The organism is Segatella copri (genome assembly GCF_026015465.1).
In the GTDB taxonomy this organism is placed as follows: domain Bacteria; phylum Bacteroidota; class Bacteroidia; order Bacteroidales; family Bacteroidaceae; genus Prevotella; species Prevotella copri_E.
The window spans coordinates 16,376-36,485 of record NZ_JAPDUQ010000005.1; the positions used below are offsets into that span (position 1 = coordinate 16,376).

Below are 20,110 nucleotides of genomic sequence, written 5' to 3' on the forward strand. Positions count from 1 at the left end.
GGACTTTGCAAAAAGCCCGCAAATAGGGGCGTTGTGACATTTTTGGACGCTTACATTTTACATTCAAAGATGAGTTGATTACAAAACTGATAGAGGAAAATAAGAAAGTTGCTTTTTCGTATATGTGGATGAGATTGGACAACTCTCAAGATGAGGATTGTCGAAATCGGTTTGTGTATATTTCTCGTTTCTGGGTGTTGAGAGCGATATATGAGGGATTGATGCTGCCCGTCTTGTTGTTGTTTGTGAGTTTACTAATCAAGCATTTTACCATGTGGAGAAGTTGGTTTGAGGTTTTCAATCAGTGGCAAAGCAACTGGAGTGATAAAGTGATATACAGCTGGGCAGAGAATATTATAGTATTTATTCTCGGTGTTTGTATCATGGCTACTTTCACATATTGCATCATGAATTTACTTGCTAAAGAGGCAAGAAGGTGTGCTAATACGCAGATAAGGGAAGTAATTGTGGCGTATTATCATCTAGTGGAGGAAAGAAGCCTTGGAACAGAAGAACAAGGGTAACTGGGTGATTGAGGATATGCGGCAATGCCAAGATACTCTTCGACTGGTATCGAGAGGGACTGAAAGAGTGATGATTTTGGGAAAAGCTCCTCTCCCCAATGATGAGTTTGTTTTTGGGGATGGAGATTTGTAAAAATATTACCTTACGAGAATGCAAGAGCTGGGTGGATGGGAGGATAGTCGTAAGGAATCCACAAATCGGGTGGACTAATTATATTATTAAATTTTAATTTCTTAAACAAATGAAAAATTTAAAATTAAATTAGGTCGGGCATAAGATTGCCCGACTCATCGACAAAGTGAAAGGGCAGAGTTTTGAGGAGTCTGCCAAGTGTATAATCGCAATTTTGGATTTGTCAAATATTGCAATCAAGTTGTACTTTGGTATTCCAATTGACCTTGTTGACGTGTTCAACGCAGGTCAAGACATTATGTCGATTGTGTAGTACATTAAACAGGTGATTCAAACTCATGTTTGACACCGGGGAGGCGGTTCGCCGTCTCCTTTATTATGTTTTTTATAAGTATTCATTATGAAATATTCCATAGAACAATCAGAAATAACAGAACGAACAGAACAGATAAACAAGTTTGCTCTATTGGTTGATTTGTTTAATAAGAAAGCCGTTGACAGAGAAACATTCATGGCTGAATTATCGAAGATTGAACAAACAGACTGGGCAAAAGAAAATCTGTTTAATCAGTTGATAGGGTATTGTGTTCTAGGAGATGCTTATGGAATTTTGAAAAGCCGAGAGTTGGATTTCAGTAAGGCGTATTATAACAACGAATATGTCTATAAGGAAGTAAGCTACTACCATAATGTACAATATTTGATTACTCGTGTAAAAAGAGAAGAATGGGCAGCATTGTATCTTACTGCTTTCAGAACATCATGCCGTGCTTATTTGTGTTTAGCTAATGCGTATGATCATCTTGGAAGATTCTGCGAAGCTCAACAATACTACAGAATGGCATTGCAAGATAGCTATAATACCCCAAAGGTTGAAGTGAATCAAGGTTTTGCCTATGCGAACATGCATAGCTTTTGGACTGAAGAAGAACCATTTATTGTAAGAAAAGCCCAACAGATAATAAGAAAGTATCAACAGACTTTTGATAGACAGTCACCTTATTTTTGCCAGATTTGTTCATGGCCCTCTCCTTCTTTTGATGCACCATTAATTGATTATGACAATATACAAGAAGGTGGATACGAAAAATGGATATGTCAACATTATCTGAGAATCAATCGTTTTAATGATGTTGAACCTGATTCTATGCTGTCACTATGTGATAATGTGAAACTTCCTGTCATAGTTGACACGCCAGAGAAAAAAGCTCTTTATGAAAGCACCTTTAAAGAAATCAAAGGTAGTTTCATCAGCACCAGGAAGATTCTATATTCTATCATAAATGAGGATAAGAACAGTGTTAATATGGAGATGCTGAAAATGGCATATAAGAACTTTTATTCCATATTCGACAAGATAGCCATGTTCTTATCCAATTATTTTGATATTAAATTAAAATCATATGAGGTAGACTTTGCCAAAATATGGAATTGTAAGAATGGAGATATTCGACAAGAAATCTTGGCACATTCACAGAATATGCCTTTATTAGGCTTGTATAACATCAAGTTGGATGTTTATGGAATGAAAACGGATTGGTATGTTGTTGATGAACAAACAAAGGACTTGAAAATGCTACGCAATTATATGGAGCATAAGTCGATAATTATTAAGGACGAGCCAATGTCCCATACTGAATACCAATTAACCATTTCGAAACAAGAATTGGAACTCAATACTATTAGGTTGGCGCAACTTGTTAGATGCGCCATCATATATTTGTGCAATTTTGTTATGCACGCTGAATATGACAAACATGGCTCATGAAAGATATTGACATGATAAATATAGAACGCCCTTGGATGAAACCAAATTCTAAGGAGGATTGTAATGAAGGAATGGCTTCTCGTGGATTAAAATTGGTTGGGCTGAAATTGTATTCTCCCAATGAAGAGAATGCTATTTACCATGCAAAAATGATGCAAAAGTCCCTGTATGGTCGTGAAGATTGGCTGTATATCAATGAAGGCTTTTCTATATCAGGCGATGTTGAGAATGGTTTTAATGTAGCAATTCGAGAGGATGCTTTTGATTCCGAATTCCTGCTATACTCACCAGACCATGGAGTGAAAGTGAGTATAAGTGCCATTGTAGGTCAAAATGGTACTGGCAAAAGTACCATCATAGACATGATATTGAGGACTCTCAACAATCTTTCGGCTGCTATTTTGGGTGAAACATTCAATTATTCGAGCGCCCAGCATCTTCATTACATTGACCATGTGTATGCTTCGGTTGCCGTCTATTTGGGCCGTGAGGTAAAAATACTTACCGTAAAAGGTAGAAATGTCTGTATATCAACTGTTGACGAAAATAACCATTGTGACACTATCAAAATACTTGAAGAACAATCAGAGGGAGATGTTGATGAACCATTGAAATACCAAAAAGGCAAACATGCTTATCTAAGTGGATGGTTTTACACCATTGTAAGCAATTATTCTCTCTATGCTTTTAATTATAGAGATTATGAAAGTGAGAGAACGTCTGTTGCAAAACTAGAAAGGTTATATGGCGATATCGAACATTTGAAGAACGAGGATTATTTTTGGCTCAAAGGGGTGTTTCACAAGAATGATGGCTATCAAACTCCTGTTGTAGTTCATCCCATGCGTGAAGAGGGCTATATCAATGCAAGCAAGGAAAACATGCTTGGGAAGAATAATCTTGTAAATCTTGCGTTTTACGAAGTCCCAAAAACGGATGAAGAAGGAAAGAGTATTCGCGAATTCCCTTTGCGAATCATCAATAATACATATGAGGTTGTAGGTTTCACGTTTAAATATAAGGAAGAAAATGAATATGAGGGATTCGAAGAACTTTATTTAGGCAAACTTCTCTCTGCAAATAAGAATAAAGACGAGAAGGAATACCTGAAACAAAGATTTGTTTCTATGGTAAATCCGATTTGTAAGTTTTGGGCAAAACAGATGCGCCTCATTCTTAAAGAAGATATTGAGACCTTACCTAATTTAAAACGACAGGCATGGGAATATGTGGCATACAAGACATTGAAGATTATTCAAACATATAAACCATACGAAAGAGATTGGGAATGGTTAATTGGTGGCAGATATGATGAAAAGAAGATAAAACGTTATATACACGATTTACTCCATGACCAGACTCATAGAACGAAGAAACTTCGTCAACAATTAGCTTTCTTGGTATTTCTAGATACAGAAGAGTATTATGCTATTCGTACGGGAGTCGTTCTTGCCAATGACGTAGATGGATTCATAAAAACAAATGAAGGTAGGTTCTTTTATGAAAGTGAAAAGAAATGTGATAAACCAACTACTGATTTCAAATTTCAAAAGGAAGACCTATTACCTCCACCTATTGCAGAAGTTACATTGATGATTGTAAAACGTGAAGACAAGAAGGCGTTTGAGAGTAAATCCAAGTCTGTTGGGCTGATACCATTTACCGGATTAAGTTCTGGAGAAAGGCAAATTGCCTATACGTTAGGGAATGTGTTGTATCATCTGGTCAACATAGACTCAACAGTACAAGATGATTCCATAGAAAAAGAACATTTGTCATTTCTTAAGTATCATCACGTATGTATGCTTATGGATGAAGTTGAACTGTATTATCATCCGGATTTACAACGTAAATTTGTGGAACTTCTGCTGAGTTCAATCAACTCAGTACATCTTAAAAATATTTATAACATCAATATAACTTTAGTTACTCATTCACCATTTGTGCTGAGTGATATACCGCGAAGCAACATCCTATGTCTGCAAAAAGGAGAATGTGAAAAACAACGTGGGCAAACATTTGGAGCTAATATTGTTGACATGCTAAGTGAATCTTTCTTTTTGCAAGGGACGATGGGTGAAATAGCTCAATCATGTATCAATGAAGTTGTTGAGTTTTATTTCAAGCACAGAAGGTATCAAGAATCGCTAAGAGATAACGAAAACAAGCAAGAATTGCATATTGATGATATGGAACTGAATAAAGCTTTCGAGAAGCAGAAATCCAAATTTAATTATGTTACCAGTATCATTGGTGAAGAGTATCTTCAGAGGGAACTTAGGGAAATGTATGATGAGTTAGTGGATTTTTATGACAACGAAGAATGAAACCAATTGAATATCCATCCAAAGGGAGTAAAGAATTTGCAGATTTAGTCAATGACTATATAGGCCTTTTCGCCACTGATTTAGCAGATAAAGTTACGAAACGAGGAAGAAAAAGACTTGGACTCGAATCAAAATGGGAGAATTGGAAACGCAAATACAGATGTGTCAGAGCATTGAATAATTCTGTTGCTGACTTATTGACTATGGATTTCGAAGATTTGGCATTATTCTATGAGGCATTTCTTCGAGTTTGTTCCAAAAAGAGAATTACATCTAAAAGTTTACATGACTTACATGAGATTTTCAAGTATACGAATAAATACGATTCCAAAATTTCCGCATTTTTTAAGAAGCATGCTGATGGACTAAAGATTTATACATGCCATTATTGTGATATGGCTTATATCAATGTATATACAGAAACTGGTAAAGGTGTAGCCAAAAGACAATTTGATATAGACCACTTTTTGCCAAAAGGAAAATGTCCTCCTGTAGCATTGTCATTATTCAATTTCGTTCCTTCATGTCCTGTTTGCAACGAGCGAATAAAACGTGAAGACTTACCATATGTGAATCTTAATGAACTGAAATTTCTTAGTCCTTCGTCCTTTGCTTTTGATTTACACAAAAGGATTAAAGTTAAGTTAGGTCACTTAATAAGTCCGCGCAAGGATTTCATTTATTTTGTTGCAAAATACCCTTATGACAGATATGTTGATTTTTTTCACTTGCAAGAGCGATATGATTATCACAAAATTGAAGCGTTGCGATTGGAGAAACTTAAAAAGAACTATTCAAGGAGTCAGATTGCACAGATTGCTAAATGCCTACACCGGGCAGAAAAGGAAGTGAAAGAGGATATTTTCAATCAAAGATATATGCAGAATAGCCATCGTTGTTTTGCTAAATTTACCATTGATATTTTGAACAGATAAAAATTATGGAGCCAAACAACACCCAACACAAATCATTCCTCTGGCACCTCGACTTTGAGCCATTCACATGGCATACCTTCTACGGAGAGCAATGACCGCCATTTGTTACCGAAGAGAACAAGGAGGCATGGCGACGGTATCTGAAAAAGTCATCAAGATGCATCTGAAGGCAGAGGTGATGAATACACCTGAATTCAGAGATATTGAACTCAGATAAGGGAAGAGAAGCTGTTGCGCATTAAATGGGACGAGAAGAGAAAACGGTCTATGGAGAAGCAACGTTATCGCGCCAAGATGGAGTGACCGAGAATCAACTATATTCCCAAAGGGCTGAGCGTAGACAATGACGAGGAATACTCCAAATATCTGATGCAGAAGTAAGCTTTGAGCCAAGAGACAATGATGATTTCATGGCTCAGCTGCGTCTGCTGGAACGATGGCATAAGAAATCCATTCCACAGATATTGGAGAAAAACAGACCCGATGCAGCGTATGCCATCGCCATGACGCTGTGCAAACATATACCACTGCTCATCAACCGAGATGACATACAAGAACTGGTAGGCGAATACAAAAGACGTATCGGGAAACTGGTATTCGACAGCTATCAAGCCCTGGTGGAAGCTGTCAAGATATGGAACAACGAGGAGAAACGCCAGGAGGTATGCCGCTATATCAAAGAGACAGCAGGACAATACCCCAATCATCGGGGCATGAAGAAGAAACTGATGGATTTGATGCCGATGGAGCCTTTTCATGGGGAGCCTTCGGCTGTGGTTCGTGAGCCGAATGAATTGGAGAGCTCTCTGATGTAGATATTTTTTTTCTGATTATTTTTGACTTTACATACTGACATTTATATAGGACATGATGAGAAATGCACCTGTAATTTTACCTGTGTTTACAACGAGTGTGCCTTTGGATTTTCCGTCTGAAGGCACGTTTGCGTTCAATAAAAAAAACAACAAGCAGTTGGAGGTGACGGTGAGGATTAACGAGCACCAGTACTTCAATATGAACTTTCTGAACCATGACGGTTACATCATGGCTTGTTGCCGATGGGCGCATGTTCTTGATTTTGCGGAGAATGGTTATGACCGTTTTGAGCGCATCATCAAGAAACATTTCCGGAAGAAATATCCTGTTATCAGCAGTTTGTATGGACAGCATACTGATACGGCTGAGGACATTCACATATCTACCATTGGTTTTGAGGGTAATCCCAAGGAGTGGTATATCTCCATGCGCATCTATGGGGAGAAGTTCGAAGATTTGCTGCATGGTAATTTTCTGATGAACGTGGCGTTTGCCTCTGCAGTGGGTAATCTGTGCATGGCAAGCGTGGATGTGTTCAAGGAAATCATGAAGAGCGATGCCAAGCAGCCGAAGATATTGCTGAAGGAGTTGACGGGTATGGACTCAATTGACAAGGGGTTTGACTTTGGCAATTATCTCGATGCCCGAAATCCTGAGACGGGCGAGATCATATCGACAGCAAGAGAGGATGGCAAGGCTTCGGGGGTAGAGTTGCCGGAGGAAATGGAGATGCCTCAGAGTATGGAGGTTTATCCTGTCATCTGCTATCTTCCTATCTTCATGAAGTCGCTGAAAGACATGGATTTTGTCACATTTAGCAATGCCTTGTATTTTGAAATTCATGGCATGATGAGCAAGTTGGAGCAATTTGGGTTCTTTTCTTCCGATGAGTTGGGGAAATTGGAGAAGAATATTGCTTGCTTGGGTGACAAGGTAATTGCTGGAGAAGATGCTGCTGCTGAGCGGGAGTTGATTTCTTCAACAGTTTATCAGTTGTTATCGAAGATGCGCGACTTATTATTGGATGAGAAATTACAGGTGAAGGAGACTCTGGAAGGTAAGTTGGCCTTGGAACTGGACGTCTATATCAGGAAGCTCATCTGGAGGAAATGGGACACGACCTATCTGGAAGAACAGATTAAGCAGGAGAATGAGATTGCTGCGAAGGTGGAGGCAAATCAGGTTCTTGTCAAGAAAAAGAGTGCTGAATTGAAAGCCGTCATGGAGGGCATGTCATTCAATGCCTTTTTGGTATTCCACAGCAAAATAAACGAATTGATGAAGGGTAGGAAGGCTACTTTGATAAAGTATGTTTTTCTTACTTCAGAGATTCTGAATGATCATCAGCGTAATTGGGCGGGTGCCTACTACTGGCACAACAAGGAGTATGATGAAAGGCAATATAGGAGATTCAGGTGTCAGGCTGAAAGCCTTGTCATCCTATTTTATGAAAGTATCCTGAGTGGTACGCTCTATGACAATCATGCCAGAACGAGATATGCTAAAAAGATTTATGGCATGATAGAGGAACTGATGAACAGAGAATGGAGCAAAATGAATGAAACGCTTAAATAATTCTATTGGGTGATGAAAATCAAACTTTATGATTATCAGGAGGACATGAAGGGGCGCATTGAAGGTGAGTTGCGCCTTCATCGATCCGTGATGGCACAAATGCCAACGGGAACAGGTAAGACATACCTGTTAACAGCTGTCATAGACTCTTTTGTGAGCAACAATCCAATGGAGAAAGTATGGATTGTAGCCCATAGAAGAAAGCTGGTGTCGCAGATAGACGAAACCGTAAGAAAGTTCCATTCTTATTTCGCATCAAACACCTCTTCCCTATTGTCATCCGTCAAGGCGATGTCCATTCAGTGGCTGATGAGACACTATGACGAGATAGAGGAAGAACCGGGAATGATAGTGATTGACGAGGCACACCATGCGCTTGCCAAGACCTATAAGGAGATGTGGGAGAGATTCCCGAAGGCTAAGTTTCTGGGACTGACGGCTACACCTTGCCGATTGAACGGTAAGGGTTTTACTGATCTGTTTGACGTATTGGTGCAGTCGTGGAGTGTTCCTGAGTTTATCAGCAAGGGAAGATTGGCAACATACGATTTCGTGAGCATCAAATCGGATGGTGTGACGCAACGGCTCATCGACTCCTTGCAGAAGCGAGGGGCTGATGGTGACTACCAGAACAAGGAAATGGATATGTTGCTGAATAAAAAGCCGAGTATCGAAAGGCTCTATCAGAGTTTGGAAGAATTTGGTAAAGACAGAAAGGGCATCGTGTATGCTATCAATATTAGTCATGCTAATGCTATTGAGGGTGTGTCATAAGTCTGTGACGCACCCCTTTTTATTTTTTGCCTTTTCACAGATACGAAATCTTTAAAAAACATTTTTATTTACAACAAAGCCCAAACTTTCACAAGCTCGGGCTTTGCCTTTCCGCAAAAGATTTGTATCTTTGCAGAAAACTTCTTTAAGTATGGCAAAGATACAAATAAAATCTGAAACTCGGCACGAATTGAGCTTTTTTCCTAACTCTTTCGATGATTATGTGCCAAAAGACAGCAAAGTTCGTATGGTGGATCATATTATTCGCAGTATGGACATCAACCCTCTCATGGATACCTATGATGGGATTGGTGCTCCTCCTTACAGTCCGAAGATGCTTCTAAGTTTAGTTGTTTTTGCCTATATCAATGGCGTTTATTCCTGTCGTGGCATAGCGGACGCACTTAAATACGATGTTCGCTATATGTGGATTTGTGGAGGTAAGCAATTATCTTTCGCAACAATCAACCGCTTTAGATCCAATCATATGATTAAATGCATCGACTTTTATTTTGATGCAGTCGTCTCCATATTGGTTGAAAAGGGCGTGATTAGTCTGGAGGAACAATATGTTGATGGCACTAAGATAGAGTCGAAAGCAAACAAGTACACGTTTGTATGGAAGAAGACTGTGGAAAAGAACAGGGCTAAGCTCTTGGAAAAGACCTCTGCTGCATTGGCTCAGATAAAAGAACAAATTCGCCTGAATGGCGGGAGTGACATTAAGGAAGAAGACAGCGAGCCAGCCACTTCCGCCAAGGATGTAGAGAGAAGTGCACGTTTGTGTGAGAGGCAAGCTAAGAACCTTCCTAAGGCAAAGCTTACAGGAAGAGAGAAGCAAAAGCTAAATACTCAGATAGATCACTTGTTCAAAGCCTCGGACAAACTGTGCGAGTATGAAAAATCACTGGATATACTGGGCGAGAGAAACAGTTACTCCAAGACTGATCCCGATGCGACCTTCATGCGCCTCAAGGAAGATGCCATGAACAATGGGCAGACAAAGCCTGCCTATAACCTTCAAATTGCGACAGAGAATCAATATTGGACGAATTTCGCCCTTTATCCCAATCCAACAGACACCCTGACCTTCAAGCCTTTTTTGGATAAGTACAAGAAAAGATATGGAAAGCAATCCAAGAGCGTCACCGCAGACTCAGGGTATGGCTCGGAGGAGAACTACGAGTACCTAGAGATGGAAGAAATGATGGGTTATGTAAAGTACAACTGGTTTCACAAGGAACAGCATAAGCCTTTCAAGGAGGATGCCTTCAACCAAGCGAACTTCTACTACAACAGGGATGATGACTATTATGTCTGCCCCATGGGACAACACATGGAACCTTGTGGACAACGGCAAACGAAAAGTGACTCCGGCTATGTGTCTGTCATTACATTATATAGAGCACAACGATGTGATGGATGTCCGCTTGGAAGTCTCTGCAAGAAATCCAAAGGCAACAGAACCATATATGTCAACCATAAACTGAATGCATATAAAAAGGAAGCCTTCCTGCTACTAACGTCTGAAGAGGGCTTGAAACACAGAAGCCAGCGACCGATAGAGCCGGAAGCTGTATTTGGGCAGATGAAGGCAGATATGCATTATAAGCGATTCAGGCATTTTGGAATGGACAAGGTTTACATGGATCTAGGATTGTTCGGAATGGGATTCAATTTGAAGAAATATTTGGGTATAAAACGATAAAACTCAATTTTGGTTGTTTTATCGTCAGGGATAACTATGCCCTTTTGTGAGCTTTGGGGCTGTTTTGTTATCGATAAAACAAGAAAAGTAAAGTTTCTATACAATATAATAAGATTCCCTTTGTGAAGAAAGACTACGATTCAACTAGAATATATAGAAACACACACAAAAAAAGGGTGCGTCACAGACTTATGACACACCCTCTAGCAGCTGTTGCTATTGATAGTAAGACTCCAAGTTCTTTACGAAAAGAACTTATTGAAAGATTCAAAGCTTCTTCTAATACTTCTTTTTCGAAAACCCACCCGTCCTCCCTTACCCTTAAAGAGGGCTCCACCTCTCACCCCGCCCCTCTCACCCTCAGGGGAGAGGGAGGAAACCGCCCTACTCGGTGCTCGGAACCGCTACGCTCTAAGGTTGGCGGACCATCAAAGGGCTAGCCAGATTGTGCGGGATGGGACCGCCTGGGTGCTACTTGCTTGCGGGCTGCTGATGGACTTGCTCCTATACAAGTATTGGTGAATGTGGACATATTCTCGGAGGGATTTGACTGTCCGGATGTGGAGTTTGTGCAGCTGGCTAGACCAACGCTGTCACTTGCCAAGTATCTGCAGATGGTGGGACGTGGATTGCGAGTAGCCAAGGGAAAGAAGAACTGCGTAATTATAGATAATGTGGGACTATATCGGGTGTTCGGGTTGCCTTCGCAAGTATGGAACTGGAATGCTATGTTCGAGGGAAAGCTGAAAGTTGGCAAGAGAAAGGAGACTCCGAAGGATAGAGAGTTTTTCCTGATGGACGAGAAGCAAGACGATATTCAGATTCATCCAGACTCAGAAATGATGATGGTGATGAGCCATGAAGAGTTGCTCCAAAGGATACAGTATCGTGAGTTTGTAGATAGCAAAGGGGAGTTCGCCATCATCAAGCTGCCTGATGGAAAGATGACGGTAGTGAACCGACAAGGCGAACAGGTGATAGAACCAGGCAACTATTATGACATAAAGTTCTTGCAAGGTAATATCTTATCCTACCGACCTCGCAGAAAGACTGTATGTTACTACGACCTCTTGGCGAGAGTTGTCATAGACGAGGACATTCATGCGAAAGATGCTCCCGAGGTAATCACCATCAATAAATAGGAGTTCGTCGAATATAATGGTCTCTTCAGGTCTCGTACCTACGAGTACTTTGCTTTACCTTTTCGCCCTTCCCAATATGACCTATGGAATTATGGATATTATTTAATCTACAACTTTCGACGCTCAACAGCCAGTGGTTGTCAGGAATGGATATATAAAGAGGAGGATGGCGGCTCTATGCGAATGCATAAAGAAAACAGTGAAAAGGTTTGTTTTTTACGTGGCGACCATACTCATGTATATTGGCTATGTGCCGACCTATACGACAGTGGCATAGTGGTCATGGACAGCCATGAGGATTATTACTTCGTTGACTCCAGCTTGAAAAAGCAAGAGGAACAGGAGTTATTGCTGATGAAAGAGAAGACGGAGGCAGGGCATGTAGAATTATATCAAGCAGGAAAGAAATGGGGTGTGAAGGTTGATGGTAAAGTTATCGTGCCACCTCTCTACCATAGTATAGCGCAACCAGTTGGTGCCTATTGCGCCTTTGAACAGATTCCCAGACATTGGGGTGTTATGACAGTAAAAGGCAAGGTGATAGTTGATGCCAAATATGAGAAGGTGGAGATTCGTGATGGGGGATCGCTGTGGTAACTGATATTACGGGGAAAACACAGACCATCCATCTGAAATGATTTACTATATGAGAATGGAATGCTATTAAGGAGGAAATCAAGTTCATTGCCTACCTGGTCTTCTTGAATAAAATTGTCCTCTGCATAACAATCAAGCAAGCTTGTAGTTCTAAGTGTTTACGTATCGTTTACGTTAAAATAATGCAAGAAGTTTGGTGGTGTGAGGGGAATAATGTATCTTTGTATATTCAAAAAGACGTTTTAAACGTTTAAAAGGAGAAGATTATGGAACAATAGTTCGTTAATAATTCAATAATGTGCTAAGCAGCTATACGCTGTAAGCACGAGAGATTTTTGAAAATCTTGCTAATTAAAGTTCGGTTCGGGGTGTACGAGACCATTGTCCACTACAATAAGGATTAATGCAGCAGCTTAACTCGGGCATATTCTGCCGGATCTTCGGTACTAGACCATTGTCCATTACAACAAGGATTAAAATTATACAGATACCTTTGGTATTTTATTAGTTGTTTCTTGCTTTTGATAGCTCCTAATCATCTTGAAAGTGTAAAAAGTCAAAAATATTAGCTAATAGTTTGGCGGTTACTCTCGTTTTTTATACCTTTGTAGGGACTTTGATATTGGAATGAAAGGGATATTGTTCTTCTTTAAAGATGAATAGTTGTAGATGATGCCTTATTATGTAATAGGTGTCAAACTTGGATTTTCGGTGGATAGTTTATGCAAGGAAGGCTTAGATACAAACGAGAGTCTTTAACTTGAAGTATAACTTATAAACAAACAATATAATGAGTATAGAAGAAGTAGATGCAGCTAACAGATTAATCATAATTTAATCTCTAAATACAGAGTCATCATTGCAGGATGCAGAGATTTCGATAACTATGAGTTGTTGAAAGAGAAGTGTGATTATTTCCTTCAAGACGAAAAGAAGGAAGATGTTGTAATCATTAGTGGTCATGCCTCTGGTGCCGATGCTCTCATCGCCTTCTGGGATGGTAAGAGCCGGGGCACAAAGAACATGATAGATACCGCTACCAAGCGAGGCTTGAAAGTGGCTATAGTTAGATATTAATGATTAAAATCAAAGAATATGGATATTATAAAGGAAATCATCAACTGTGAGACGAACAAGAAATTCATTAAAGCTCACGATGATGGGCGTATCGAGATACCAGACGTAATCTTCTACGTTCTCTATGAGAGTGGAGATACAGACGTAGTAGGGTGCTGTCTGGGTGACGTGTACCCTCAGATTGCTGGAGAGGTAGATAATGAAGACAGTCGTCTTCTAGGCTTTCTGGAAGGTGATTATGTCGATGAGTATTTTAATTACCTGGAAGGTGAATGTGATGATGCCTTAGGCTCTGTCAAAGCATTCGTGAAAGAGATAAAGAAACTTCTTCCATATCTCCGCATAGATAAAAGCGTGGATGAATGGATGAAAGAACACTAATATAATTATAATAGATTATGTTCAAAATGCCAATTTGGCATCTTGAACAAAGTAGGGTAGTAACAATTTAAATATAATGAAACAGAATAAAAACAAGATAGAATGCACACCTACCAAGCATGAGGAAGGTGCTGTAAAAAAAAAGTTTGATTCAAATGTGCAAGGAAACTAATGCTGTAGCCTTTTTCGGTATGACCTGTGAGGGTGACTACGAAGTAATGATGACAGCTCGCAAGAAGGGAATGGTATCTTGCGATGAGTTCTCTCTAGAGCAGTTCGAGGCTATCAAGGCTATGGCTGAAGAGAAGCTTGCCCAAGCTGAGGACAAACAGAAGTTCCAGGACATCATCGATGTTTGCGAAAGCAATATTGCGGATGCAAAGGAATAGATGAAACTTACTTGTTAATATGTTTTTGAAGTTTTAGTGTTTTAAATTAATAGATATGGAACAGAAAGAAAATGAGATAAAGGGGAAAGAACTGTTTGAGTTATCGCTTACTTTCACAGAAGGTGACGAAGAGAAACAGTTCAGTGTAACCATGAAGGCGAAGAAGGACGGCAAGGAAACGTCTCTTGACCTGTTCGATAGTGACTTCATCGAAATGAGCTATAATGGTGTGAAGATGGTGTTAAGCCAGATTACTTACCTATACGTGAAGAACCTTCATGATACAGGGCGAATGTCTGACGAAGAGTACAATGCTATCATGGCTCATGCTGGACAGAAACCACAAGGCAAAGCTAAAAGTGGAGAGTAAGAGTTCATATAGGAAATGGTATGATGCTGGGTGCGTAGTGTCCAGCATCATACCATTTTCAAATATATTATTAAGGTATGTATAGAATCCTACATGTATCTGCAGACTATCTGCAATGTTCTTTCGAGTTTGAAAACACGAAAACAGGAGAACAGGAGAACATGTGATGATTCTCAGCATGGCTTGCTCTCTCTGTTTAAGTTGCAGTCTAATCATGAGTTTGAGGGAAAGGTAATATTCCTTTCTTGAAGTCTGTTTTCTCGTCATTTAATGATGTTCGTGCCTTTGGGATGAATTGGCACTATTATATAAATATCATCAAAAATCTCATTCTACAACAGTCCTGCCATATATAATGGCAGATAAATCACTCCATCCTTCTCCTCTACATCACCTGGGTGAAGCACATACGCTTCGGCAAGCATAGGAGCAAATTTGGCTCTTAGCTTATTAAGAGAGGTCGTGGTAAAGTTTTTACCTGATTTCACTTCTATAGGAGAGATGTTATGCCGATTCGTGATGACAGGCTTAGGAATCAGGAAATCTATCTCCATCCTATCTTCCGCACTTGTAGCAGAGTTCTTCGAAAAGAAAAACAATTCATAGCCAGAAGCTCTCAACATCTGCGCAACAACATTTTCGACCAACATACCTTCATTTAACTCCAGTTTTCCCAAAGCCAATTTCAGGTAAAGTTCATTTCCCATAATCGTCTTCAGGTTAAAAGCATGACTTATCAGCAAACCTGTATCAGCCATATAGCACTTCAAGGTGGTGCGTTCCTCATTCAATCGCAGTCCGATATCAGGGGCAGTAGAGTTATAGCAGATGTTTACCACCCTTGACTCAGCCAGCCAGAAAAATGAAGATTCATACTCCCGATAACGAGCCTTATCGCTAATGGCAGTCAACCGGAACTTCTTCTCATGTTTGCTGAGAGCCGAAGGAATCTCCTCGAAAATTGCTTTTACCTTGATTTCGTTGCCCACAGCATACTTCTCAATATCAGCCTTATACAGGGAAAGGATATTTCGCTTAACCATATCCACTTTCATGAAATCATGGGTTTCTACATATTCAACAACTGCCTGAGGCATACCTCCCACTATCATATAATGTCGGAAGTAATCCATTACCTTACGATGCAATGGCCCCAAAGCTTGCTTTTTCTCATAGCAATCGCGGATGAACGGCATCATTTGCTCATCTCCCATTGCCCATAGAAATTCCTCAAAATCCATAGGATACATATTCATGCGACATTCCTCCGATGGAATAACTATATCTTTCACATTCCTATTGATACTAACCAGTGAGCCTGTTTCAATATAATCGTACCGACCATCTTTTACCAGATACTTGATAGCAGCACGTGCTTTTGGATAAAGCTGTACTTCATCAAATATAATGGCGGTATTACGAGGATACAGCGTTACATTAAAATACAAAGACAAGTAACTGAAAAACAAATCCAAGTTTTTCAGATACTTATCAAAAATTTCCATTAAATCACTATCTGCATTGTTGAAGTCAACCAGAATATATGATTTATATTCTTTTTGGGCAAACTCCTCCACAATATAGCTCTTACCTATTCGGCGTGCTCCATCTATCATCAAAGCAGATTTTCCTTGAGAATTCTGCTTCCATTGCAGCATTTCATTATATATTTTTCTCTTCATAATTTTCTGTTTATCACGTTATGACGACCTATCTATGCCCTATTTCTCACGTTTTGATGGGATAATAGTAGGCTATTTCTCACGTTTTGACGTTTTTTTATGTTGCAAAGATATAAAAAAATGCCTTAAGTTATTCACCTAAGTCTTCTTTTTACATTATATTAACCTGTAATTTACAAATATTCTTTAAGATGCTGTCCTATTCATAGATTTCAAAAAGACTGATGATAACAAAGAACATATATACAACAAGCTAACATTCCATCTACACCATATCATATCTCCTGATATGGTGTCCCAAGTATAGTCGTAAAGTTCTTGTTGATGGAATAGATGAACGCTAAAATTGCTTCTTCGCTAAAAAGTTGCTTACCGAGTTAATGGTTAAGGCTATACTATGGCGAGGCTATCGGTCATATATCCAAAATTAGCAGAATGGTGAAAAAAATAGTTGCTCTGGAGAAAATATTTTCAACCTATGAAACGAACTTTCATAGCTGCCCCGTAACTTTGCACCAGAATACAGAATCAGGCACAAAGTATATGAGTGTCAATTGTTTTACTTTTAAAATATCAGACAGATGAATACGGCATTAAAGATGAAATTGGAGGAAATGAACAGACGTTTGAATGAGGCTCTTGATACTGACCTCTTCGAAGAATCTGAGTCTGAATTTAATGAATTTCAGGCTGAGGTAGATTCCTTTGAGAGAGAGTTGGAGGAGATATCGGAGTTCAGGCAGGATCATCTGCAGCTTTCTGAGCTGAAGAAGATTGGTGCCATCCAGAAGAAAATCCGGCAGGTGAAGAATGGGTATAATTTTTATGACCCTGAGTATGAGAGAAGTGTTATGTTTCCTAATGGTGAGGACGAAGAAGAGGATGATTTCTTCATTTAAAAAAGATGACTGATGGGAAATAGACCTTATTTGAGAACCATATTGGGAGGAACTGACTTCAAAAGTCTTTCTATTGATCAAATAAGATTTTGAAGATATCAGGCACTTAATCTTGGTAAATATAATACATATGGTAATATTCGGGGATTTGTTCAATATATGAGTTTGGTTAAATGGCATGTATATAGGATTTCCAGCATGAATAATTGCACTCTCCATGAACAAAAATTGATAGAATTACCACTTTTGGCTTTAGATTTCAGGTGAACAGAAAGGCTCAAAACCACATTTCTGTTTACCTGCAGGGATGTGGGCTTGAGCCTTTTCTTATGCGATTTTGTTTATATTTTTTATTTATTTTGATGTTTTTGGGGGTGTTGAGATGGTGAATTGGGGTATTGAGTGGCCATTCTCTTGACCGTATCGTACATTAGCCTGTTGAGCTTCTCATCGGGCATTGTCTTTTTCTCCGGGTGGATGTGTTCTACCTTTTGATCGTAGAACATTGCCCTTTCCTGTGCCCAAGCGAAGAGCTGCTCATCTACTGGTTCCAGGTTATGTTCGTTGCTTCTCTTTTTGAGTTCCAGCAGGTGAGCGATCTTTGCTTTCATGTCAGTATCCTCTACAGTGGCATCCACCAGTTCTGTGAATCTTACAGGAGGGATGGTGCCTTTGTCAGATAACCATTTACAAACAAGGATACCTCTGAGGTAGTAGAGGAATCTCTTCAATGGCAGTCCATAGTCCTTGATGTATCTGTCATTATGCTTCTTGTAGATATGGTTGTAGTGGAACATGGCTTTCTCTGGGTTGAAGTATTGGGTTTCCATTTGGCGGATCTCGTTGATGAACGTTTTGTCCATTTGGTAGATGATAGGAGAGTGGAGCCATTCAAAGAGTGAAGGGTTGGAGCTTTTGAAGAGGCGCATGGCTTTCTTCAGATCCCAGCCGGACATGTCTGTTTCATCAGGGAACATCTGCTCGATGGTATCCTTTTCCTCTTCGATATGGAAGTACCACTCTGGTTCATGGACATAGATGAAGCGTACATCCCAATCGCTGTCAGGAGATGAGAAGCCCCATGCCCTGCTGCCGGATTCTACGGCATACAGTATCTTGATGTGGTGTTGCTCCTCGATTTCCCGAAGGTGTTTGCAGATTCTTTTCCGGATGGCGTTCTGCTTTGGTTGATTATTGTTCTGTTCTTTCATTTCTTTCTTCTTTTTAATTGTTGTCTTCAATTGTCGGCTTCTTCGAAATGGAAAGGCTCTTCATAGATGTCTGCCATTTCCTTTGTCTTGTCTTGCATATAGCTCACGGCACATCGGGGAGAGATGACTCTTACTCCTGGGCCATAGCTCATGAGGACGGAGTAGAGTTCGAAGTTGATGACCACGGAGATCTGGAAGATGCAGCTGCCGTCCTCATTCTGTCTGATCAGTTCCTGGCTATGATGGAGGGGCTTGGTCTTGATATACTTGCTTTGTTCCACGGAAGCCCAGAACTTGATGGTGCGTGGTCTGTTGTCGATATTCTTGCTCACTCCTATGACATCGTCAAAGAACTTCTCGCTATCGAACTTGGGATTCTCACGGAATGGCTCTTCGATTGGTTCAATGGATACCATTCTGTCAAGAGCCAAGTTATACAGGACCAGGTCTTTCTTCACTGAGCCGAAAAGGAACCATCTGTTTCTGTATTCCTTCAGCAGATAAGGGTAGAGGATGTATTCGTTTGCCTCCTTTGCGTTGAATGACTGATACATGATTCTCAGCGTTTGCTTGTTGGCTATGTAATTGTAGAGAGGGTTCAGGAGTTCCAAGCCTTTGAGGTTCGGCATCGAGTCAAAGTGGATGATGGGCTTTCTGTTGCTTTTGCTGATAGACAGCTTGTCTTGCAGTCTTCCCACCACGTCTGCCATTTCCGAGAAGTGGTCAAAGTCCTCCAGCTGTTTGAGCATTTCTACGGCTTCTTTCATGATCTCATAGTCGTTTTCAGACAGAGGCATGTCGAAGATGGAATAGTTGGGGTCTGCATAGCGGTAGTATTTGCCATCATACACCTCTATAGGGGCATTCTTGTTTGCTGGCATAAGCGATTCATTTTAATTCATGCTGCAAAGATAATAAAATACTCCGCTATCATTTGCGGAGTAGCCAAATTTTAACTTTTTCAAACAATGAAAATACAAAAAGAGGATTCCTGAAGGAAGAATCCTCCTTGATTTGTCGATAGAATGGATGCATCCACGAAAGAACAGGTTCGTAAGCGCTATATTTTTACCTGTTGTCGTTCTCGTTGCCGGTAAGGTCATTCTTACTCCTAATATTATGTAGATACCTTATCTTCCGTTGTCATGGGCATGAATCCATGCCTTCTGCTCATAGCTGAGTCTATCCCAGCTGGTACGAGGCTTTTTCTTGTCGGTGTGGGTAATGGCTTTGCCAAAACCCTTTAACAGCCATGCAAAGAACATAAACAAAAAAAATACTTCCCATAATTTTAAAATAGTTAGTCATCACCTTGTCAAAACCGATTACCATTTTCGGATATTTCTTGGCGAGATTATGCTTCTCTTCCGGATCCTCTAGCAGATTGTAGAGTTCCAGCGGCTTGTTTGGCTTGATGTTTAATATTTTACTTTATCCTCAAACTCCACATGTACTTCCAGGTTGAACTCACGGACATATATGAGGTCGTATAATGAGAAGTAGCAATGATCGTATAGATTATGAAAGGGCTGTATAAGATGCAGGTATTCTTGATAAACTGTCATCGTCCGGTGATAAAGCTACGTACATGCCTTTCGAAGTGCATCATTGAAACCGATGAGGAGCTGCTTCGTCTCATCGTCATACACATTCAATTGCCATAGTACGTTGCAACGCTTTTTGAGCAAGTGCTTCATCACAAACTTTTCTTCATCAGAGTATTGACAATACTCGTTTATTCTTGCAATGTCTTTCTCCAGCATAACTATGCGAGAGTCTTCAAATACATGTTTTATGTTCAT

19 protein-coding genes and 1 pseudogene are annotated in these 20,110 nt (G+C 39.9%); 15 read left to right on the forward strand and 5 right to left on the reverse strand.

Going from position 1 to position 20,110, the window contains the following annotated elements:
- Positions 1–74: 74 nt before the first annotated feature.
- The 14 genes and pseudogenes from ONT08_RS14725 (at position 75) to ONT08_RS14790 (ending at position 14,516) form a co-directional block, all read left to right on the forward strand.
- Positions 75–524 carry a hypothetical protein gene (locus ONT08_RS14725; RefSeq protein WP_264960328.1) on the forward strand — a complete coding sequence of 150 codons (450 nt, stop codon included), beginning with the start codon at positions 75–77 and terminating at the stop codon, positions 522–524.
- A 533-nt stretch (positions 525–1,057) separates the two neighbouring features.
- Complete coding sequence (locus ONT08_RS14730; RefSeq protein WP_264960329.1) at positions 1,058–2,425, forward strand: LA2681 family HEPN domain-containing protein; 1,368 nt, start codon at positions 1,058–1,060, stop codon at positions 2,423–2,425.
- Positions 2,422–4,752: a hypothetical protein gene (locus ONT08_RS14735; RefSeq protein WP_264960330.1), complete on the forward strand. Its 2,331-nt coding sequence runs from the start codon at positions 2,422–2,424 to the stop codon at positions 4,750–4,752. The genes ONT08_RS14730 and ONT08_RS14735 overlap by 4 nt, the downstream gene beginning before the upstream one ends.
- A complete protein-coding gene (locus ONT08_RS14740; protein WP_144155063.1) occupies positions 4,749–5,687 on the forward strand; it encodes a hypothetical protein in 939 nt (312 codons plus the stop codon). Before ONT08_RS14735 ends, ONT08_RS14740 begins: the two co-directional genes overlap by 4 nt.
- Before the next feature lie 410 nt (positions 5,688–6,097).
- Positions 6,098–6,502: a hypothetical protein gene (locus ONT08_RS14745; protein WP_264960331.1), complete on the forward strand. Its 405-nt coding sequence runs from the start codon at positions 6,098–6,100 to the stop codon at positions 6,500–6,502.
- A 52-nt stretch (positions 6,503–6,554) separates the two neighbouring features.
- Positions 6,555–8,078 carry a hypothetical protein gene (locus ONT08_RS14750; protein ID WP_264960332.1) on the forward strand — a complete coding sequence of 508 codons (1,524 nt, stop codon included), beginning with the start codon at positions 6,555–6,557 and terminating at the stop codon, positions 8,076–8,078.
- 12 nt (positions 8,079–8,090) lie between these two features.
- Positions 8,091–8,852: a DEAD/DEAH box helicase gene (locus tag ONT08_RS14755; protein WP_264960333.1), complete on the forward strand. Its 762-nt coding sequence runs from the start codon at positions 8,091–8,093 to the stop codon at positions 8,850–8,852.
- A gap of 151 nt (positions 8,853–9,003) precedes the next feature.
- Entirely contained in the window at positions 9,004–10,560 is a 1,557-nt protein-coding gene (locus ONT08_RS14760) for an IS1182 family transposase (protein WP_264959388.1), read from the forward strand.
- Between the two features lie 506 nt (positions 10,561–11,066).
- Positions 11,067–11,306: pseudogene (locus ONT08_RS16540) on the forward strand (helicase-related protein); the annotation flags it as partial.
- A gap of 579 nt (positions 11,307–11,885) precedes the next feature.
- A complete protein-coding gene (locus ONT08_RS14770; RefSeq protein ID WP_264960335.1) occupies positions 11,886–12,299 on the forward strand; it encodes a hypothetical protein in 414 nt (137 codons plus the stop codon).
- A gap of 858 nt (positions 12,300–13,157) precedes the next feature.
- Positions 13,158–13,376, forward strand: a complete 219-nt coding sequence (locus ONT08_RS14775) for a hypothetical protein (RefSeq protein WP_264960400.1) — start codon at positions 13,158–13,160, stop codon at positions 13,374–13,376.
- 18 nt (positions 13,377–13,394) lie between these two features.
- On the forward strand, positions 13,395–13,757 hold the full coding sequence (locus ONT08_RS14780) for a hypothetical protein (RefSeq protein WP_006848560.1): 363 nt from the start codon (positions 13,395–13,397) through the stop codon (positions 13,755–13,757).
- Between the two features lie 155 nt (positions 13,758–13,912).
- Positions 13,913–14,146: a hypothetical protein gene (locus ONT08_RS14785; protein WP_264960336.1), complete on the forward strand. Its 234-nt coding sequence runs from the start codon at positions 13,913–13,915 to the stop codon at positions 14,144–14,146.
- Between the two features lie 55 nt (positions 14,147–14,201).
- A complete protein-coding gene (locus tag ONT08_RS14790; protein WP_118201840.1) occupies positions 14,202–14,516 on the forward strand; it encodes a hypothetical protein in 315 nt (104 codons plus the stop codon).
- Positions 14,517–14,848: 332 nt separating this feature from the next.
- Here the strand turns inward: ONT08_RS14790 and ONT08_RS14795 are convergent, their stop codons facing one another.
- Positions 14,849–16,198 carry an ATP-binding protein gene (locus tag ONT08_RS14795; RefSeq protein ID WP_118201581.1) on the reverse strand — a complete coding sequence of 450 codons (1,350 nt, stop codon included), beginning with the start codon at positions 16,196–16,198 and terminating at the stop codon, positions 14,849–14,851.
- Positions 16,199–16,779: 581 nt separating this feature from the next.
- On the opposite strand from ONT08_RS14795, the gene ONT08_RS14800 reads away from it, so the two are divergent.
- Positions 16,780–17,097 carry a hypothetical protein gene (locus ONT08_RS14800; RefSeq protein WP_006847953.1) on the forward strand — a complete coding sequence of 106 codons (318 nt, stop codon included), beginning with the start codon at positions 16,780–16,782 and terminating at the stop codon, positions 17,095–17,097.
- A gap of 350 nt (positions 17,098–17,447) precedes the next feature.
- Here ONT08_RS14800 and ONT08_RS14805 read toward each other — a convergent pair whose 3' ends face one another.
- From ONT08_RS14805 to ONT08_RS14820, 4 genes are all read right to left on the reverse strand, one after another.
- Complete coding sequence (locus ONT08_RS14805; RefSeq protein ID WP_264960337.1) at positions 17,448–18,308, reverse strand: nucleotidyltransferase domain-containing protein; 861 nt, start codon at positions 18,306–18,308, stop codon at positions 17,448–17,450.
- 26 nt (positions 18,309–18,334) lie between these two features.
- Positions 18,335–19,189 (reverse strand): helix-turn-helix transcriptional regulator, encoded by an 855-nt coding sequence (locus tag ONT08_RS14810; protein ID WP_264960338.1) that lies wholly within the window; start codon positions 19,187–19,189, stop codon positions 18,335–18,337.
- Between the two features lie 249 nt (positions 19,190–19,438).
- A complete protein-coding gene (locus ONT08_RS14815; protein ID WP_259326487.1) occupies positions 19,439–19,573 on the reverse strand; it encodes a hypothetical protein in 135 nt (44 codons plus the stop codon).
- Positions 19,574–19,888: 315 nt separating this feature from the next.
- The gene (locus tag ONT08_RS14820) at positions 19,889–20,110 is read right to left on the reverse strand and encodes a hypothetical protein (RefSeq protein ID WP_147380033.1); all 222 of its coding nucleotides are present in this window, start codon (positions 20,108–20,110) and stop codon (positions 19,889–19,891) included.

Excerpts from the sequence above, each read along its gene's own strand:
- ONT08_RS14730 (WP_264960329.1), top strand. The coding sequence starts at position 1,058 with ATGAAATATTCCATAGAACAATCAGAAATAACAGAACGAACAGAACAG.
- ONT08_RS14735 (WP_264960330.1), top strand. The coding sequence starts at position 2,422 with ATGAAAGATATTGACATGATAAATATAGAACGCCCTTGGATGAAACCA.
- ONT08_RS14740 (WP_144155063.1), top strand. The coding sequence starts at position 4,749 with ATGAAACCAATTGAATATCCATCCAAAGGGAGTAAAGAATTTGCAGAT.
- ONT08_RS14745 (WP_264960331.1), top strand. The coding sequence starts at position 6,098 with ATGGCTCAGCTGCGTCTGCTGGAACGATGGCATAAGAAATCCATTCCA.
- ONT08_RS14750 (WP_264960332.1), top strand. The coding sequence starts at position 6,555 with ATGATGAGAAATGCACCTGTAATTTTACCTGTGTTTACAACGAGTGTG.
- ONT08_RS14755 (WP_264960333.1), top strand. The coding sequence starts at position 8,091 with ATGAAAATCAAACTTTATGATTATCAGGAGGACATGAAGGGGCGCATT.
- ONT08_RS14760 (WP_264959388.1), top strand. The coding sequence starts at position 9,004 with ATGGCAAAGATACAAATAAAATCTGAAACTCGGCACGAATTGAGCTTT.
- ONT08_RS14770 (WP_264960335.1), top strand. The coding sequence starts at position 11,886 with ATGCATAAAGAAAACAGTGAAAAGGTTTGTTTTTTACGTGGCGACCAT.
- ONT08_RS14780 (WP_006848560.1), top strand. The coding sequence starts at position 13,395 with ATGGATATTATAAAGGAAATCATCAACTGTGAGACGAACAAGAAATTC.
- ONT08_RS14785 (WP_264960336.1), top strand. The coding sequence starts at position 13,913 with ATGTGCAAGGAAACTAATGCTGTAGCCTTTTTCGGTATGACCTGTGAG.
- ONT08_RS14790 (WP_118201840.1), top strand. The coding sequence starts at position 14,202 with ATGGAACAGAAAGAAAATGAGATAAAGGGGAAAGAACTGTTTGAGTTA.
- ONT08_RS14795 (WP_118201581.1), bottom strand. The coding sequence starts at position 16,198 with ATGAAGAGAAAAATATATAATGAAATGCTGCAATGGAAGCAGAATTCT.
- ONT08_RS14800 (WP_006847953.1), top strand. The coding sequence starts at position 16,780 with ATGAATACGGCATTAAAGATGAAATTGGAGGAAATGAACAGACGTTTG.
- ONT08_RS14805 (WP_264960337.1), bottom strand. The coding sequence starts at position 18,308 with ATGAAAGAACAGAACAATAATCAACCAAAGCAGAACGCCATCCGGAAA.
- ONT08_RS14810 (WP_264960338.1), bottom strand. The coding sequence starts at position 19,189 with ATGCCAGCAAACAAGAATGCCCCTATAGAGGTGTATGATGGCAAATAC.
- ONT08_RS14815 (WP_259326487.1), bottom strand. The coding sequence starts at position 19,573 with ATGTTCTTTGCATGGCTGTTAAAGGGTTTTGGCAAAGCCATTACCCAC.
- ONT08_RS14820 (WP_147380033.1), bottom strand. The coding sequence starts at position 20,110 with ATGAACATAAAACATGTATTTGAAGACTCTCGCATAGTTATGCTGGAG.